At 60.3% G+C, this 16,922-nt stretch carries 13 protein-coding genes and 1 pseudogene; 7 read left to right on the top strand and 7 right to left on the bottom strand.

Annotation, left to right across the window (positions count from 1 at the left end; all coding sequences use genetic code 11):
- Window positions 1–105: 105 nt before the first annotated feature.
- From DWF74_RS08580 to DWF74_RS08590, 3 genes are read left to right on the top strand one after another with little or no spacing between them, the layout of a single operon-like run.
- Window positions 106–1,023: a putative 2-dehydropantoate 2-reductase gene (locus DWF74_RS08580; protein ID WP_115580764.1), complete on the top strand. Its 918-nt coding sequence runs from the start codon at window positions 106–108 to the stop codon at window positions 1,021–1,023.
- 45 nt (window positions 1,024–1,068) lie between these two features.
- Window positions 1,069–3,105, top strand: a complete 2,037-nt coding sequence (locus DWF74_RS08585; protein WP_102860548.1) for a sensor histidine kinase — start codon at window positions 1,069–1,071, stop codon at window positions 3,103–3,105.
- 2 nt (window positions 3,106–3,107) lie between these two features.
- The gene (locus DWF74_RS08590; protein ID WP_102860547.1) at window positions 3,108–3,689 is read left to right on the top strand and encodes a cob(I)yrinic acid a,c-diamide adenosyltransferase; all 582 of its coding nucleotides are present in this window, start codon (window positions 3,108–3,110) and stop codon (window positions 3,687–3,689) included.
- Window positions 3,690–3,799: 110 nt separating this feature from the next.
- Here the strand turns inward: DWF74_RS08590 and DWF74_RS08595 are convergent, their stop codons facing one another.
- The 3 genes from DWF74_RS08595 to secA form a co-directional block, all read right to left on the bottom strand.
- A complete protein-coding gene (locus tag DWF74_RS08595; RefSeq protein ID WP_102860546.1) occupies window positions 3,800–4,744 on the bottom strand; it encodes a Nudix family hydrolase in 945 nt (314 codons plus the stop codon).
- Between the two features lie 118 nt (window positions 4,745–4,862).
- The gene (gene argJ / locus DWF74_RS08600; protein ID WP_102860545.1) at window positions 4,863–6,080 is read right to left on the bottom strand and encodes a bifunctional glutamate N-acetyltransferase/amino-acid acetyltransferase ArgJ; all 1,218 of its coding nucleotides are present in this window, start codon (window positions 6,078–6,080) and stop codon (window positions 4,863–4,865) included.
- A gap of 120 nt (window positions 6,081–6,200) precedes the next feature.
- Window positions 6,201–8,942, bottom strand: coding sequence for a preprotein translocase subunit SecA (gene secA / locus DWF74_RS08605; protein WP_102860544.1), 2,742 nt, complete (start codon window positions 8,940–8,942; stop codon window positions 6,201–6,203).
- A 322-nt stretch (window positions 8,943–9,264) separates the two neighbouring features.
- On the opposite strand from secA, the gene DWF74_RS08610 reads away from it, so the two are divergent.
- Window positions 9,265–9,720 (top strand): DUF721 domain-containing protein, encoded by a 456-nt coding sequence (locus tag DWF74_RS08610; protein WP_102860543.1) that lies wholly within the window; start codon window positions 9,265–9,267, stop codon window positions 9,718–9,720.
- A 15-nt stretch (window positions 9,721–9,735) separates the two neighbouring features.
- Here DWF74_RS08610 and DWF74_RS08615 read toward each other — a convergent pair whose 3' ends face one another.
- Window positions 9,736–11,223: a helicase HerA-like domain-containing protein gene (locus tag DWF74_RS08615; RefSeq protein ID WP_102860542.1), complete on the bottom strand. Its 1,488-nt coding sequence runs from the start codon at window positions 11,221–11,223 to the stop codon at window positions 9,736–9,738.
- A gap of 338 nt (window positions 11,224–11,561) precedes the next feature.
- Between DWF74_RS08615 and DWF74_RS30960 the strand changes: the two are divergent.
- Window positions 11,562–12,401: pseudogene (locus DWF74_RS30960) on the top strand (HAMP domain-containing protein); the annotation flags it as partial.
- A gap of 141 nt (window positions 12,402–12,542) precedes the next feature.
- Window positions 12,543–13,307 (top strand): methyl-accepting chemotaxis protein, encoded by a 765-nt coding sequence (locus DWF74_RS30965; protein ID WP_371826169.1) that lies wholly within the window; start codon window positions 12,543–12,545, stop codon window positions 13,305–13,307.
- 95 nt (window positions 13,308–13,402) lie between these two features.
- On the opposite strand, the gene DWF74_RS30410 is transcribed toward DWF74_RS30965, so the two are convergent.
- Both DWF74_RS30410 and purU read right to left on the bottom strand, forming a co-directional pair.
- Window positions 13,403–13,573, bottom strand: a complete 171-nt coding sequence (locus DWF74_RS30410; RefSeq protein ID WP_162884083.1) for a hypothetical protein — start codon at window positions 13,571–13,573, stop codon at window positions 13,403–13,405.
- 68 nt (window positions 13,574–13,641) lie between these two features.
- The gene (gene purU, locus DWF74_RS08625; protein WP_102860540.1) at window positions 13,642–14,490 is read right to left on the bottom strand and encodes a formyltetrahydrofolate deformylase; all 849 of its coding nucleotides are present in this window, start codon (window positions 14,488–14,490) and stop codon (window positions 13,642–13,644) included.
- A gap of 346 nt (window positions 14,491–14,836) precedes the next feature.
- On the opposite strand from purU, the gene mvaT reads away from it, so the two are divergent.
- Window positions 14,837–15,211, top strand: a complete 375-nt coding sequence (mvaT, locus tag DWF74_RS08630) for a histone-like nucleoid-structuring protein MvaT (protein ID WP_102860539.1) — start codon at window positions 14,837–14,839, stop codon at window positions 15,209–15,211.
- 104 nt (window positions 15,212–15,315) lie between these two features.
- Here the strand turns inward: mvaT and sbcB are convergent, their stop codons facing one another.
- A complete protein-coding gene (sbcB, locus tag DWF74_RS08635) occupies window positions 15,316–16,743 on the bottom strand; it encodes an exodeoxyribonuclease I (RefSeq protein ID WP_115580765.1) in 1,428 nt (475 codons plus the stop codon).
- Between the last annotated feature and the right edge of the window lie 179 nt (window positions 16,744–16,922).

Here is a 16,922-nt window from a genome sequence, read left to right on the forward strand (position 1 = left end):
TCGAACACGCCCGGCTTGCGGTTAAAATCCGCGCTCATTATAACGGGTCTTTCCACTCCTTCACCGCGCGCCCTTTGCGGGGCTGCGAAACAGAGCGAAAACTTGATGTCCACGACCTGGCATGTTCTCGGCGCCGGCAGCCTCGGCACCTTGTGGGCCACCCGCCTGGCCCGCGCCGGCTTGCCCGTGCGCCTGATCCTGCGCGATCAGTCACGCCTGCAGGCCTATCAGGCGGCAGGCGGCCTGACCCTGGTGGAGCAGGGCCAAAGCAGCTTGCAGGCCATACCCGGGGAAACCTGCGATGGCACCGCCCCCATCCATCGCCTGCTGCTGGCGTGCAAGGCCTACGACGCCGAAGCCGCGGTAGCAAGCATCGCCCCCCGCCTGGCCCAGGGAGCCGAATTGATCCTCCTGCAAAATGGCCTGGGCAGCCAGGACGCGGTGGCCGCCAGAGTGCCCCAAGCGCGCTGCATCGCCGCCTCCAGCACCGAAGGCGCATTTCGCGACGGTGACTGGCGAGTAGTCTTCGCCGGCCATGGCTACACCTGGCTGGGCGACTCAGGCCACCCTACCCCGCCGATCTGGCTGGATGAGTTGAGCAGCAGTGGCATCCCCCACGAATGGAGCACCCAGATACTGACCCGACTCTGGCGCAAGCTGGCGCTCAATTGTGCGATCAATCCTTTGACGGTGCTGCACGACTGTCGCAACGGCGGCCTGCAGCAACACCAATGCGAAGTGGCAACCTTGTGCGCCGAGCTGAGCGAGTTGCTGCAATGCTGCGGCCAACCTACTGCGGCGCAGAACCTGCAGCAGGAGGTGGAGCGGGTCATCCAGGCCACCGCTGCCAACTACTCCTCGATGCATCAGGATGTGGCCAGTCAACGGCGGACCGAAATCAGCTACTTACTGGGCTACGCCTGCCAGGCCGCCGCCCGTCACCGCTTGCAACTGCCTCATCTGCAACAGTTGCAGCAACGCCTGGTGAGTCACCTGCGTTTACTCGGATTGCCCAGCGACTGAGCAGCGGCTACGCTGCCCACTTGCTCATTTCCAGCGATACAGCCGATGCCATTGCGCCAGCGTCTTGAAAACCTGCCCGTGGGCCAAAAGCTCCTGGCTGCCCTGCTTGTCCTGCTGACCACCGTGCTGTTGGTCGCCAACCTGACCTTTATCAGCGCCGCTTACTGGATATCCCAGGAAAGCATGGCGCCCCAGGCGCTACAGACCATAGGTCGGCTGGTGTCCAACCCGGCCCTGGCGGCACAGGCCCTGAACTCTCCCGAGGACGCGCAAAAGCTGCTCAGCGAGCTGGACAGCTATACCCCCCTGCGGGCGGCCGCTCTCTATGACGGCAAGGGCATGCGCCTGGCCCAACTGCAACACGGTGAACACCTCAAGCTGCCCGAACGTTACCGACACATCGAAGCCTGGCAACTGACCGAATTTCGCAGCAACCAAGTGATTGCCCTGCCCCGCCCGGGCCAGGCGCCTGGCCATCTGCTGCTGGTGGCCACCAGCGAACTGCCGATGGCGTTCTACACCGGCACCCTCACCGCAAGCCTGGGGATCCTGATTTTCAGCGTGTTGCTGTGGCTGATCATCGCCCGGCAGATCAAGCGCCTGATCACCCAGCCCATTCACCAGCTCGAGGTGCTTTCGCGCCAGGTGACTCGCGAAGAGAACTACTCTCTGCGCGCCTCCCGAGGCAACCACGATGAAATCGGCAGCCTGGCGGAAGCCTTCAACACCATGCTGTCGCGCATCGAAGCCCGGGAACAACAGCTCAAACGTGCCCGGGACGACTCCCAGGCCGCCTACGATCAAGCCCAGGGGCTGGCGGAGGAAACCCGCCATACCAACCGCAAGCTGGAACTGGAAGTCCAGGTGCGCAGCAAGATCGAGAAGAAACTCACCGGCTTCCAGAACTATCTCAACAGCATCATCGACTCCATGCCCTCGGCGCTGATCGCCCTGGATGAGCAGTTATACGTCACCCAATGGAACCAGGAAGCCAGTGCCCTGTCCGGCACTCGCCTGGACGAAGCCCTGAACCAGCCGATCTTCCTCGCCTTCGAACCCCTCAAGCCGTTCCTGCCGCAACTCAAGGAAACCGTCGAGCAGCACACCGTCACCAAGGTCGAGCGGGTGACCTGGTTCAAGGATGAGGAAGCCAAGCACTACGCCCTGACCTTCTACCCACTGATGGGCGGTGCCGGTCGCGGCGTGGTGATTCGGATCGACGACATCACCCAGCGCCTGTCCCTGGAAGAAATGATGGTGCAATCAGAGAAGATGCTATCGGTGGGTGGTCTTGCGGCCGGCATGGCCCACGAGATCAACAACCCTTTGGGAGCGATCCTGCACAACGTGCAGAACATTCGTCGCCGGCTGTCTCCCGATCTGCCCAAAAACCTGGAACACGCGCAGCAGATCGGCGTCGAACTGCAAACCGTCAACCACTATCTGGAAAGCCGCGAAGTGCCGCAGTTGCTCGATGGTATTCAACAAGCCGGGGCCCGCGCCGCCAAGATCGTCACTCACATGCTCAGTTTCAGCCGGCGCAGCAATCGCCAGATGGCCCCCTGCGATCTGCCGGCACTGATTGATCAGGCGGTGGAAATCGCCAGCAATGACTTTGACCTGGCCATAGGCTTCGACTTCAAGGGGCAGGCGATTATCCGTCAGTTCGACCCGAACCTGGGGCCCGTGCCCGGCACCGCCAACGAGCTGGAGCAAGTGTTGCTCAACCTGCTGAAGAACGCCGCCCAGGCCATTCACCAGCGTGAGGACGACAGCGAACCCGGTCGTATCATCCTGCGCACCAAGCTGAATCCGCCCTGGGCGGAAATCCAGGTGGAAGACAACGGTGTCGGCATGAGCGAAAGCGTGCGCAAACGCACCTTCGAGCCCTTCTTCACCACCAAGGAGATCGGCCAGGGCACCGGACTCGGACTGTCGGTGTCGTACTTCATCATCACCAACAACCACAAGGGGCAAATGGAAGTGCAATCGACCCGGGGCCAAGGCACCTGCTTTACCTTGCGCCTGCCCCTGGCCAGCAGCCAGCCCCAGATTCAAGAACCCCTACCACTGGAGAATTAAGCATGGGTTTTCGCTTGTCGAAGATTTACACCCGCACCGGCGACAAAGGCGAAACCGGACTCGGAGACGGCCGCCGGGTTGCCAAGGATCATCCTCGAGTGGAAGCCATCGGTGAAGTCGACACCTTGAACAGCCAGTTGGGACTGCTCCTGGCCGGCCTGGAAGAGCAGGCTGATACCTGCCAGGGCTTCAAGGAAATCATCGAGGTGTTGGCCCCCTGTCAGCACCGGCTGTTCGATCTGGGGGGCGAACTGGCAATGCCGGTGTATCAAGCCCTCAATGAAGCAGAGGTGGAGCGTCTTGAGACGGCCATCGATATCTGGAATGAAGAGCTGGGCCCCCTGGAGAACTTCATCCTCCCCGGTGGTTCGTCACTGATCGCCCAGGCCCATGTTTGCCGCAGCCTGGCTCGCAGCGCCGAGCGTCGCTGCCAACACCTGAATGCCGTGGAACCCTTGCAGGGAGTGGGACTGGCCTACATCAATCGCCTGTCGGACTTGCTGTTCGTCGCGGCGCGCCTGATTGCCAAGCGCCAGGGCATCGCCGAAATCCTCTGGCAGGCCGCCGCCAAACCCTCCGCGTAGGAGCAGGCTTGCCGGCGATCAGGACCACGGGCCTAGGGCAACGACCGACGATGCGCTGGCAAGCCAATTCCATAGACAGCCGCTAGCCAGCACTGCCACAGAGGGTGCCTTCAGTCCTGGGGCCAGAAGGCACGGATACCGGCAACACCTTGAGCACCGGCTTCCCAGGCTTGCCGGCACTCGGCAGGCCCCACGCCTCCCAGCAGATAGGCAGGCCTGTTGAAACCACTGAGCAACTGCTGCGCCTGCTCCCAGCCCAGGGGTTGGGCATCGGGGTGAGTCTGGGTCGGCTGCACCGGGGACAAGGTCACGAAATCCACATCCATCTGCTGCGCCAGGGACAGCTCCTCGGCGTTATGGCAGGAGGCGGCCAACCAGCGATCCTTACCAAAAGGCCGCCCCGCGCTGGCGTACTTGCGCAATTGCGCCGCAGTAATGTGCCAGCCGGCGGAGGGAAAATCCCCCAGCCACTCGAAAGGCCCCTTGAGCATCAACTGCGCCTTGCCCGCACACAGGCCCACTGCGTCCACCGCCAGATCGCGGTACTGCGGATCGTAGCCACCAGGGGCGCGCAACTGAATCAGCTTGCTGCCCTGGGCAATGGCCTTCTGCATGCCTCGCAGCAAGGTCGGGGTTTCCAGGCCTTCTGGGGTAATCAGGTAGTGAGCGGGTAAACGCGCTGCAGCGACAATCGGCTGATTGGCCGCGGGGAACTCATAATCGGCCAGCTCACGAGGGCTGACCCAGGCCAAGGGCTGGCCTTCGGCGCCGTGAGGCTCGCCGCTGAATGCCGAAACCTCCCAGACATCCAGCAACACCTGTTTATCCGGGTAATCGTGCTGCACCTTGATCAGTGGGCGCGCCGTCTGTACGACGATACCCAACTCTTCCTGCAGCTCGCGGGCCAGCGCGGTTTGTACCGCTTCGCCAGCTTCGACCTTGCCTCCGGGAAACTCCCACAGGCCACCTTGATGCTGAGTATCGGCACGCCGGGCAATCAGGATCTTGCCGCTGGCATCCCGGATGACGGCCGCAGCCACATGTACTCGTTTCACCGCACTGTTTCCTCTGATCAGGCATTGGGCCTGGCCCTCACGGACCAGGCGTTGAGATGCGCGCTTCGCCGGCAAGCCGGCTCCCACAGTGGCTGGAGCAGCGTCGCCGGAGAGGTGCTTAAGTGCGGTATTCCGCGTTGATCTTCACGTACTCGTGAGACAGATCAGTGGTCCAGATGGTTTCGCTGCACGCACCACGCCCCAATTCGATGCGAATGGTGATTTCTTCCTGCTGCATCACGGCCGCGCCCTGGGCCTCGGTGTAGCTGGCAGCACGCGCACCACGGCTGGCAATGCAGACTTCACCGAGGAACACATCGATCTTGCTGACATCCAGATCCGCTACGCCAGCACGGCCGACGGCGGCGAGAATGCGGCCCCAGTTCGGATCGGAGGCGAACAGGGCGGTCTTGATCAGCGGCGAGTGAGCCACGGTGTAGCCCACGTCCAGGCATTCCTGATGAGTGCCACCGCCGTTGACTTCAACGGTGACGAACTTGGTTGCACCTTCGCCATCACGGACGATGGCCTGGGCCACCTCCATGCACACCTCGAACACCGCCTGCTTCAGGGCAGCGAACAGCGGGCCCTCGGCCTTAGTGATTTCCGGCAGCTTGGCCTGACCGGTAGCGATCAGCATGCAGCAATCGTTGGTGGAGGTATCGCCGTCGATGGTGATGCGGTTGAAAGACTTGTTGGCACCGTCGAGCAACAGGTTCTGCAGCACTTCCCGGGAGACTTTGGCATCGGTGGCGATGTAGCCGAGCATGGTGGCCATGTTCGGACGGATCATCCCCGCCCCCTTGCTGATACCGGTCACGGTGATGGTCACGCCATCGTGCTGGAACTGGCGACTGGCGCCCTTGGGCAAGGTGTCAGTGGTCATGATCCCGGTGGCCGCAGCCGCCCAGTTGTCCACGGACAGGTCATCCAGTGCGGCTTGCAGAGCCCCCTCGATTTTCTCTACCGGCAGCGGTTCGCCAATCACCCCAGTGGAGTACGGCAGCACCGCGCTGGCATCGACGCCGGCCAGCTCCGCCAGCTTGGCGCAAGTGCGGGTGGCAGCAGCCAGGCCCGGCTCGCCGGTACCGGCGTTGGCATTACCGGTGTTGGTCAGCAGATAACGCACCGCCCCCTGCACACGCTGCTTGGCCAGAATCACCGGCGCGGCGCAGAACGCGTTGAGCGTGAACACACCGGCTACGGTGGAGCCTTCGGCACAGCGCATGACCACCACATCCTTGCGCCCGGGGCGCTTGATGCCGGCCGAAGCGATACCGAGCTCAAAACCGGCAACCGGGTGCAACGTAGGCAAAGGACCAAGACCAACAGCCATGAATGCGCTCCTCTTATCAGGTGTCTGCACCGTCGTCTCAAAAGACGGTGTTGCAAATGGAAAAACGCCGCGACGGCGGATGCCGTCACGGCGCGGGTGTTTCAGTGTCTGGCGAGGATCTTAGTTGATCTGGCCGTGACAGTGTTTGTACTTCTTGCCCGAACCGCAGTAGCACAGTTCGTTGCGTCCCAGTTTCTGTTCGTTGCGCACCGGCGCGGTAGCCAGGGCGACATCGACATCAACCCCTTCTTCCTGCGCTTGCGGCTGATCCAGACCCGGAGCCTCGGCGTGTTCGAACTGCAGGCGCTGAGCCAGTGCCTCGGCTTCCTGACGCAGGCGTGCCTCTTCCTCTGCCGGATCTTCGCGACGAACCTGCACATGGGACAGGACGCGGATCGAGTCGCGCTTGATGGAATCCAGCAACTCGGAGAACAGGGTGAAGGACTCGCGCTTGTACTCCTGCTTCGGGTTCTTCTGCGCATAACCGCGCAGGTGAATACCGTGGCGCAGGTGGTCCATGGTGGACAGGTGGTCTTTCCACAAGTCATCCAGTACCCGCAGTACGATCTGCTTCTCGAAAGAACGCAGCGCTTCGGCACCGGCCTGGTCTTCTTTCTCGTTGTACGCGGCGATCAACTCGTTGAGCAGCTTCTCGCGCAGGGTTTCTTCGTACAGGTGATCGTCTTCGTCGAGCCACTGCTGGATCGGCAGGCTTACACCGAAACCGCTCTGGATCGACTCTTCCAGACCGGCCACGTCCCACTGCTCGGGCAGCGATTGCGGCGGAATATGCGCGCTGACGGTGGCGTTGAGCACGTCCTGGCGGAAATCGGCGATGGTTTCGCCAATGTTGTCTGCAGCCAACAAGGTATTGCGCATGTGATAGATCACTTTACGCTGTTCGTTGTTGACGTCGTCGAACTCCAGCAATTGCTTACGGATGTCGAAGTTGCGGCCTTCCACCTTGCGCTGAGCCTTCTCGATGGCGTTGGTCACCATGCGGTGCTCGATCGCCTCGCCGGATTGCATGCCCAACGCTTTCATGAAGTTCTTCACCCGGTCAGAGGCAAAGATACGCATCAGGCTGTCTTCCAGGGACAGGTAGAAACGGCTGGAACCGGCGTCACCCTGACGACCGGCACGACCACGCAGCTGGTTGTCGATACGGCGCGACTCGTGACGCTCTGAAGCGATTACCTGCAGGCCACCGGACTCCAGCACTTGCTGGTGACGCTTCTGCCAATCGGCCTTGATCTGGGCGATCTGCTCAGGCGTCGGGTTCTCCAGAGAGGCGACCTCCACTTCCCAGTTACCACCCAGCAGGATGTCGGTACCACGACCGGCCATGTTGGTGGCGATGGTCAAGGCCCCCGGGCGACCGGCCTGGGCGATGATTTCCGCTTCCTTCTCGTGGAACTTGGCGTTCAGGACCTTGTGCTCGATGCCTTCCTTGTTGAGCAGGTTGGACATGTGCTCGGAAGTTTCGATGGTCGCAGTACCCACCAGCACCGGACGGCCCTGGGCCATGCACTCCTTGATGTCATTGATGATCGCGGCGTATTTCTCGTCCGCGGTCAGGAACACCAGGTCGTTGTAGTCCTTACGAGCCAGCGGCTTGTTCGGCGGAATCACCATCACCTGCAGGCCGTAGATCTGATGGAACTCGAAGGCTTCGGTGTCGGCGGTGCCGGTCATGCCGGACAGCTTGGTGTACAGACGGAAGTAGTTCTGGAAAGTGGTCGAGGCCAGGGTCTGGCTCTCGGCCTGGATGTTGAGGTTTTCCTTGGCTTCGATGGCCTGGTGCAGGCCTTCGGACAGGCGACGCCCCGGCATGGTCCGGCCAGTGTGCTCGTCCACCAGGACCACTTGGCCATCCTGGACGATGTATTCGACGTTGCGATTGAACAGCTTGTGGGCACGCAGGCCGGCATAGACGTGAGTCAACAAGCCCAGGTTGTGCGCCGAGTACAGGCTTTCGCCTTCCGCCAGCAGGCCGACCTGGGTCAGCATTTCTTCGATGAACTGGTGACCGGCTTCGTTGAGTTCGACCTGACGGGTCTTCTCGTCGACAGTAAAGTGACCAGCCTTGGTGACCTGGCCTTCCACTTCCTCGATGTGCTGCTCGAGACGCGGGATCAGCTTGTTGATCTCGGTGTACAGGCGGGAACTGTCTTCAGCCTGGCCGGAGATGATCAACGGGGTACGGGCTTCGTCGATAAGGATCGAGTCGACTTCGTCGATCACGGCAAAATTGAGCTCGCGCTGGAACTTGTCTTCCATGCTGAAAGCCATGTTGTCGCGCAAGTAGTCGAAACCGAATTCGTTGTTGGTGCCGTAGGTGATGTCGGCGGCGTAGGCGGCGCGCTTCTCTTCCGGCGGCTGGAACGGCGTGACCACGCCAACAGTCAGGCCGAGGAATTCATAAAGCGGACGCATCCAGTTGGCGTCACGGCGAGCCAGGTAGTCGTTCACCGTCACTACGTGCACGCCTTTGCCGGACAGTGCGTTGAGGTAGACGCCCAGGGTTGCCACCAGGGTCTTGCCTTCACCGGTACGCATCTCGGCGATCTTGCCTTCATGCAAGGTCATGCCACCGATCAACTGCACATCGAAGTGACGCATGCCCATAACGCGCTTACCGGCTTCACGGGCGACCGCAAAGGCTTCGGGAAGCAGTTTGTCGAGGGTTTCACCCTTGGCGATACGGGCCTTGAACTCGGCAGTCTTGGCACGCAATTGATCGTCCGAAAGGGCCACCATTTGCTCTTCGAAGGCATTGACGATTTGTACCGTCTTGAGCATGCGTTTGACTTCACGCTCGTTCTTGCTTCCAAAAAGTTTCTTTAACAAAGGCGCAAACATATCGGCAGGATCTTCCACACATAGGGTTGGAGGGCGGCCCCGTGAGTCGCCCGAGCAGCCCTCATGGCCGCATGCGAACGAGCATTCTACCCGGAAACGATGGTGAGGAAAGTGGCGTTATTCCACGATGCTGGCACAGCGCTGTGACGGGGCTCACCTAAAATAAGGGCTTTTTGCCGAACTTCAAGCCCATTGACCACAGAACTTAATGATTACGATCAGCAAAGCGCCAGAAAGTAGTCAAAGTACGAAAAAGCAATGAGAGCGGTGCCCCGGGCGCTTTCTGCTACCATGGCGCCTCTGTAACTTCAGGTTTCTGATCATGGCATTTCGCCCCCTTACGGCACGCGCGCCTGCCGTTCTTCTTCGCGAAGCCAAGCCACTCAAAGCCATACTCGGCCACGCCCAGCGCCTGGCGCATCTGCAGCGCCTGCTGGAGAGCCAGTTACAGCCGGCTGCTCGCGAACATTGCCACGTCGCCTCCTGGCGAGAAGGCAGCTTGCTGCTGATCGTCACCGATGGCCACTGGGCTACGCGCCTGCGCTATCAGCAAAAACGCCTGCAGCGCCAATTGCAGGAGTTCAACGAGTTCAGCAACCTCACGCGCATCCTGTTCAAGGTCCAGCCACCCACGGTTCAACAGGGCGCAGTGGGGCACACCATGGATCTGTCGAACAACGCCGCCGAAACCATCCAGGCCACAGCCGAAGGCATCACTGATCCCAATCTGCGTGCCGCCCTGGAGCGCCTGGCCAGCCACGCCAAACCACGGGGCTGACCCAGACGCCAGGCTTCAGCGGCGCTTGCTGCCACCCAGCAACGACCCCATCAGCCCCCTGACCAATTGCCGGCCTAACTGATTGGCCGCCTGACGCATGGCTGACTTCAACGCCTGCCCGGCCGCCGTGCCGAGGAACTCACCCGCCCGATCAGCCAGGCTCGGTTCTTCAGCGCCAGGCTTGTCGGGTGTCGCCTGCGCTTCAGGCGCCAGGTCCTTGCGCCCCATCAACACCTCATAGGCAGACTCACGATCGATAGGCTTGTCATAACGCCCCTGTAACGGCGAACTGGCGATCAGGGCCTTGCGCTCAGCCTCGGTCAAAGGTCCGACTCGCGATTGCGGAGGCGCCACTAACACGCGCTGGACCATCTCCGGCGTGCCCTTGTCTTGCAGAGTACCCACCAGCGCCTCGCCGATACCCAGCTCAGTGAGCACCGCCAGCGCATCGAAGTCCGGGTTCGGACGGAAACCATCGGCCACAGCCCGCAACGACTTCTGCTCCTTGGCGGTGAACGCCCGCAAGCCATGCTGAATACGCAGGCCCAGTTGAGCCAGCACATCGTCCGGCAGATCCCCTGGCGATTGGGTTACGAAATAAACCCCCACTCCCTTGGAACGAATCAGCCGCACCACCTGTTCCAGTCGATCCTGCAAAGCCTTGGGAGTGCCCGCGAACAGCAAGTGGGCCTCGTCGAAAAACAGGGCCAGCACAGGCTTGTCCGCATCACCGCGTTCCGGCAGTTGCTCGAACAACTCAGCCAGCAGCCATAAAAGGAAGGTCGCATAGACTTTCGGTGCCTCGTGCACCAGACGGCTGGCATCGAGCAGATGAATCCGCCCACGGCCATCGGCCGCCGGTTGCAGAATGTCTTCCAGTTGCAACGCAGGCTCGCCGAACAGAGCTTCCGCCCCTTGCTGCTCCAGGGTCGCCAAGCGCCGTAACAGCGCCTGACTGGAACCTGTGGTCATCAGCGCCGCGTCATCTCCCAGCAGTTGAGGGTTGTCCTTGAGGTGATTGAGCAGCGCCTTGAGATCCTTCAAATCCAGCAACAAAAGCCCTTCACGGTCCGCCACCTTGAACGCGGCATACAGCGCAGACTGCTGGCTGTCGGTGAGTTCAAGCAGGCTGCCCAGCAACAATGGGCCCATTTCGCTCAAGGTGGTGCGCAAGGGATGACCGGACTGCCCCTGGATATCCCACAGCGTTACCGGATACGCCTGAGGCTTATGCTCAAGCCACGGCATACCGGCGATCCGTTCGGCAATCTTGCCCTGTGGATTGCCCGCCGCCCCCAGCCCGCACAAATCGCCTTTGATATCCGCAGCGAACACCGCCACCCCGGCGTCACTGAAGGCCTCGGCCAGGCGTTGCAAGGTCACGGTCTTGCCAGTGCCGGTGGCGCCCGCCACCAGGCCATGGCGGTTGGCCAGGCGCATGGCCTGAGCGATCGGCTGACCACCAAGGTCGGCACCGATAACGAGTTGCGATAAATCAGGCATTTTGTCACCCCTGGTTAAGCTTTGGCCTTACACGGTCGATATGAAGAAATGATGGATCAGAAGTATCTGAAATAAAGGTCAGGTAATTCCTTTGGGATAGATGGAGATATCAGCTTACTTATAACACCGCCCATTCTGCGCGCTTTTCCAACCCGATGCCCTGGACTCAAAGACCTTAGCGGACACACCAAGCCATGAACAAAAATCTGCGCTTCAGCCACAAGATCCTGCTTGCCGCCTCGCTGATCGTCATAGCTGCATTTGCGCTATTCACGCTCTACAACGATTACCTGCAACGCAACGCCATTCGTGATGATCTGGACAACTATCTTCAGGAAATGGGCGACGTTACGGCAAAAAATATTCAGACCTGGCTCGCCGGTCGCGCCTTGCTGATCGAGAACATCTCGCAATCGGTAGCGCTCAACCCCGACCCGACCAATGTCAGCAATCTGCTGGAACAGAAGTCCGTGAGCTCAACCTTCATGGGGGCTTACCTGGGTAACAAGGATGGCACCTTCATCATCCGCCCCAACAGCAAGATGCCCGACGGCTACGACCCTCGCGCACGCCCTTGGTACAAGAGTGCGGAGAGCACCAATGGCTCGGCCCTGACCGAACCCTACATCGACCTGGCCTCCGGCCAACTGGTGATTTCCATTGTCGACAGCGTGATCAAGGCCGGCCAGCGTGTTGGTGTAGTGGGCGGCGACCTCAGCCTGCAGGTGATTGCCGACAGCATCAACGCCCTGGACTTCGACGGCATGGGCTACGCCTTCCTGATCAGCGCCGACGGCAAGATCCTGGTGCACCCGGACAAGAACCTGGTGATGAAGAATCTCAAGGACGTCTATCCCCAGGACACCCCGCGCATCAGCAGCGAGCTCAGTGAGGTCAGCGTCGACGGCAAAACCCGCATCGTCACCTTCACCCCGATCAAGGGCCTGTCTTCGGTGAACTGGTACATCGGCCTGTCGGTGGACAAGGACAAGGCCTTCGCCATGCTCAGCGAATTCCGTACCTCGGCCCTGATCGCCACCCTGACCGCCGTGGCCCTGACCATCGCCCTGCTGGGCCTGCTGATTCGCCTGCTCATGCAGCCCCTGCATGTGATGACCCGCGCCATGCAAGACATTGCCGATGGCGAAGGCGACCTGACCCGCCGCCTGAACATCCACAACCAGGACGAATTCGGCATCCTCGGTACCGCCTTCAACCGTTTTGTCGAACGTATCCACGGTTCGATCCGCGAAGTCTCCTCGGCCACCGAACATGTCAACGAAGTAGCCCTGCGGGTGGTCAGCGCCTCCAACTCATCGATGCTCAACTCCGATGAGCAGGCCAGTCGCACCAACAGTGTCGCCGCTGCCATCAATCAACTGGGGGCCGCGGCCCAGGAAATCGCCCGTAATGCCGCCCAGGCCTCGCAACAGGCCAGCGACGCCCGCAACCTGGCTGAAGACGGCCAGCAGGTGGTGGATCGCAGCATCCAGGCGATGAACCAGCTGTCGGACATGATCAGCGCCTCCAGCAGCAACATCGAGACCCTGAACAGCAAGACCGTGAACATCGGGCAGATTCTCGAAGTCATCACCAGCATTTCCCAACAGACCAACTTGCTGGCACTCAACGCCGCCATTGAAGCCGCCCGTGCAGGTGAGGCCGGCCGCGGATTTGCCGTGGTTGCCGACGAAGTGCGCAACCTGGCGCACCGCACCCAAGAGTCGGCGCAGCAGGTACAGACCATGATCGAGGAACTGCAAGTGGGCGCCCGCGAGTCGGTGAGCACCATGAGCAACAGCCAGCGCCACAGCCAGGACAGCGTGGAGATCGCCAACCAGGCAGGAGAACGCCTGAACAGCGTGACCCAGCGCATTGGTGAAATCGACGGCATGAACCAGTCGGTGGCCACCGCCACCGAAGAACAGACTTCGGTGGTGGAGTCCATCAACATGGACATCACCGAAATCAATACGCTGAACCAGGAAGGCGTGGAAAACCTCCAGGCGACACTACGGGCCTGCTCCGATCTGGAACAGCAAGCAGCGCGCTTGAAGCATCTGGTAGGCAGTTTCAGGATTTGATGACGGGCCTCAGGGCCCTTTCACCGGCGAGTCGGCTCCTACGCGGGGAGCCGATTGCCAAGCTTTAAATAGAAGCCGGCTTGCCGGCGAACCACTCACTGCGGCTGCGGCGCTGGCTCCTGCTGCAACTGCTCCCACAGTTGGGCGGCCCCCGGAAACTCGGTGCCGTCATCGGCATCAAGTTCATCGGGGTCATAGCGGCTCAAGCACCCCTCGCCGAGGGTGGCGGGGGCCTGGGAAGTGGCTTTATCCAGTGGATCGGTCATCGGGCTGACCTCGTGATTTACAGAACCAGGAGCGGGATATTGAACCCCCGCTCCTGGTTTTTTTTCAATCAGAACACCACGGTCTTGTTGCCGTGCACCAGCACACGGTCTTCCAGGTGGTAGCGCAGGCCGCGGGCCAGGACCATCTTCTCCACATCACGACCGAAACGCACCATGTCCTCGATGCTGTCGCTGTGGCTGACCCGTACCACGTCCTGCTCGATGATAGGACCGGCGTCCAGCTCTTCGGTGACGTAGTGGCAGGTGGCGCCAATCAGCTTCACCCCACGCAGGGAAGCCTGGTGGTAAGGCTTGGCACCGACGAAGGACGGCAGGAAGCTGTGATGGATGTTGATCACCTTGTGCGCATATTCGCTGCACAACGCCGGCGGCAGGATCTGCATGTAGCGCGCCAGCACCACCACTTCGGCGTCGTGCTGTTTGACCAGACGCGAGACCTCGGCGAAAGCCGGCTCCTTGTCCTGGGGATTGACCGGTACGTGGTGATAAGGAATACCGTGCCACTCGACCATGCTGCGCAGGTCATCGTGGTTGGAGATCACACAGACGATCTCACAGTCCAGCTCATCGCTGTGCCAGCGGTGCAACAAGTCGGCCAGGCAATGGGACTCGCGACTGGCCATGAGCACCACACGCTTTTTCTCGGCGGTATCAGTGATTCGCCAGTCCATCGAGAACTCTTCGGCGATCGGCGCGAATGCCTCGCGAAAAGCCTCCAGGCCAAAAGGCAGGGAATCGGCACGAATCTCGTGGCGCATGAAGAACCAGCCACTGAGGTTGTCCGAGTGGTGGCTCGCTTCGGTGATCCAACCGTTATGGGAGGCCAGAAAGTTACTGACTTTGGCAACGATGCCAACGCGGTCAGGGCAAGAAATCACCAACCGAAAGGTGCGCATGAGGGGGAAACTCCAGAACTTCGCAAAGGTCGCCATTCTAGCCACTGCGCGAAAAAACTGCAGTATCCATTGCGCGCCGGGCCTTGATTAGATTGGCAATCGCCGCTTGAAAAGCCTAATCCACAGCCACTGCAACGACAGATACCGACACTTGCCAATAGCGCACAACTAGTTTGTGAATAGCGCAGTTGAACCCTTCAACCTATTAAATACCGAAATGATTTTTACGTCTAAACACACTAAGAGAGACAAATAAAACAGCGGTATTATGTTTACTTGCACATACTCTCTGACTATTATTGCGACATTGTCACCCAGCCACTCAGCGCTCAATAAGGTAGTCCACATGTCCCTGATCAACGAATACCGTGCTACAGAAGAAGCCATTAAAGAACTGCAAGCACGTTTGAAAAACCTGTCCCAAGACGACAAACTGAAAACCGAACTGGAATTCGAAGGCAAACTGCGCAGCCTGATGGGCGAGTACTCCAAGTCCCTGCGCGACATCATCGCCCTGCTGGATCCGGACTCGAAAGTTAAAGCACCACGCGCCGCAGTAAAAACCACCGGTACCAAGCGTGCTCGTAAAGTTAAACAGTACAAAAACCCGCACAACGGTGAAGTCATCGAAACCAAAGGTGGCAACCACAAAACTCTGAAAGAGTGGAAAGCCAAGTGGGGCGGCGATGTGGTTGAAGGCTGGGCAACCCTGCTGGGCTAAGCCTTGCCAGTGAGCGCCCGGGCTCCTGCAGTCCGATTAAAAAACGCCAGCCCGCTGGCGTTTTTTTATGCCCAGGCAACCTGTTCCAGAGCCGGAGCCATCCTTCAAAGAGCCAGGCGCCCAGCCAGGGCCCGAACATGCTCGCGCCACTCATCCAGCACCTGGCGCTGCTTCGGATCAGCACTTAACAACGATTGCTCAAGTCCCTGAGCAAAACTTTCCAGGGTATTGGGCGCGCCGAGTTTCGGGTCAAGCAAACGCTGCTGACAGAACCCGCGCCAACGCTCTTGCTCAGTTTTATCCAATGTCTCTGGAAAGTTGCGGGCACGGTAGCGAAAGAGCAATTCAGGCAAGCGCTCATCATCAAATGGCCACTGTTGCTGGGCCAAATGCAACGGATCAGCCTCACGCACTTGCTCACACAAACGCCGGTCGCGATCACCAATAAAGCCGTCGTACAACTGTTGCTCCGGGTCCTCGCTGGCCGCGAACTCATCAGGACCATAAATCACCGAAAGTTTATCCCGCCAAACTTCCTGGGCCTCAGTCAAAAGCACGCCACGGCGCTGGTACTGCTCCATGTCCAAGTGCAGCCGTTGTTGATCCTCCACACGCAAGACATTCAAGGGCGCCACTACCGGGCAGCGATTGATATGGATGAGTTTCAACGGCACTGGCAGCTCACCGTCCAGAAGATCTTCGCGCCGCGTATATAAACGCTGACGCAAGGTTTCGGCATCCAGATCCAGCAGCCCCTGCGGATCCAGATGCAGATCACAAACGATCAGCGCATTGCGGTTGCGTGGGTGCCAGGCCAGGGGCAGCACCACCCCGATGTAGTGCCGGGCCGCAGAGAAACGCCCGGAAATATGCACCAGAGGCTGCAGCAGGCGGATCTGATCCATCACCCGCTGCTTGCTGCGCAGTTGAAACAGCCAGTCATAGAGCTTGGGTTGCTTGTCGCGAATCAGACGCGCCAAGGCAATGGTGGCGCGGACATCGGACAGTGCATCGTGGGCCTGGCCGTGATCGATACCATTGGCAGCGGTCAGGCGTTCCAGCTTGAGGGTCACCTGCCCCTGCTCCTGCGGCCAGACGATCCCCTCGGGACGCAGAGCGTAGGCCGTACGCACCACATCGATCAGGTCCCAGCGGCTGTTGCCACCCTGCCATTCACGGGCATAGGGATCGAAGAAATTGCGGTACAGGCTGTAGCGGGTCACTTCATCGTCGAAACGCAAGGTGTTGTAGCCAACGCCGCAAGTCCCAGGGCGCGCCAGTTGCCCGTGCACCCGGGTCATGAAATCCGCCTCGCTCAAACCCTGCGCCGCCAGCCGGCTCGGGGTGATGCCGGTGATCATGCAGGCCACCGGGTGCGGCAGGATATCGTCGCTGGGCTGGCAGTAGAGGTTGACCGGTTCGTCGATCTCATTGAGCGCCAGATCGGTGCGAATACCGGCCACTTGCAACGGGCGATCGCTGCGAGGATTGATGCCGGTGGTTTCGTAGTCGTACCAAAAGAGGGAAGTCACGGCCTGTTCCTGAACTGAAAGACCGCCGCAGTCTAGGCGCTCAAGCATCCCCAGGGCCAGCCGCGCGAACCGGCGGCACACAGAGCGCCACGTTGAATTCGCAGTTAATGATGTCGTTTGCCCCTCGGACACTGCTAGCATCTGCGCTGGATTTTTCTCTACCAGGCCAAGCCCCTAAG

The sequence above is a fragment of the Pseudomonas protegens genome, assembly GCF_003363755.1.
GTDB lineage: Bacteria > Pseudomonadota > Gammaproteobacteria > Pseudomonadales > Pseudomonadaceae > Aquipseudomonas > Aquipseudomonas danubii.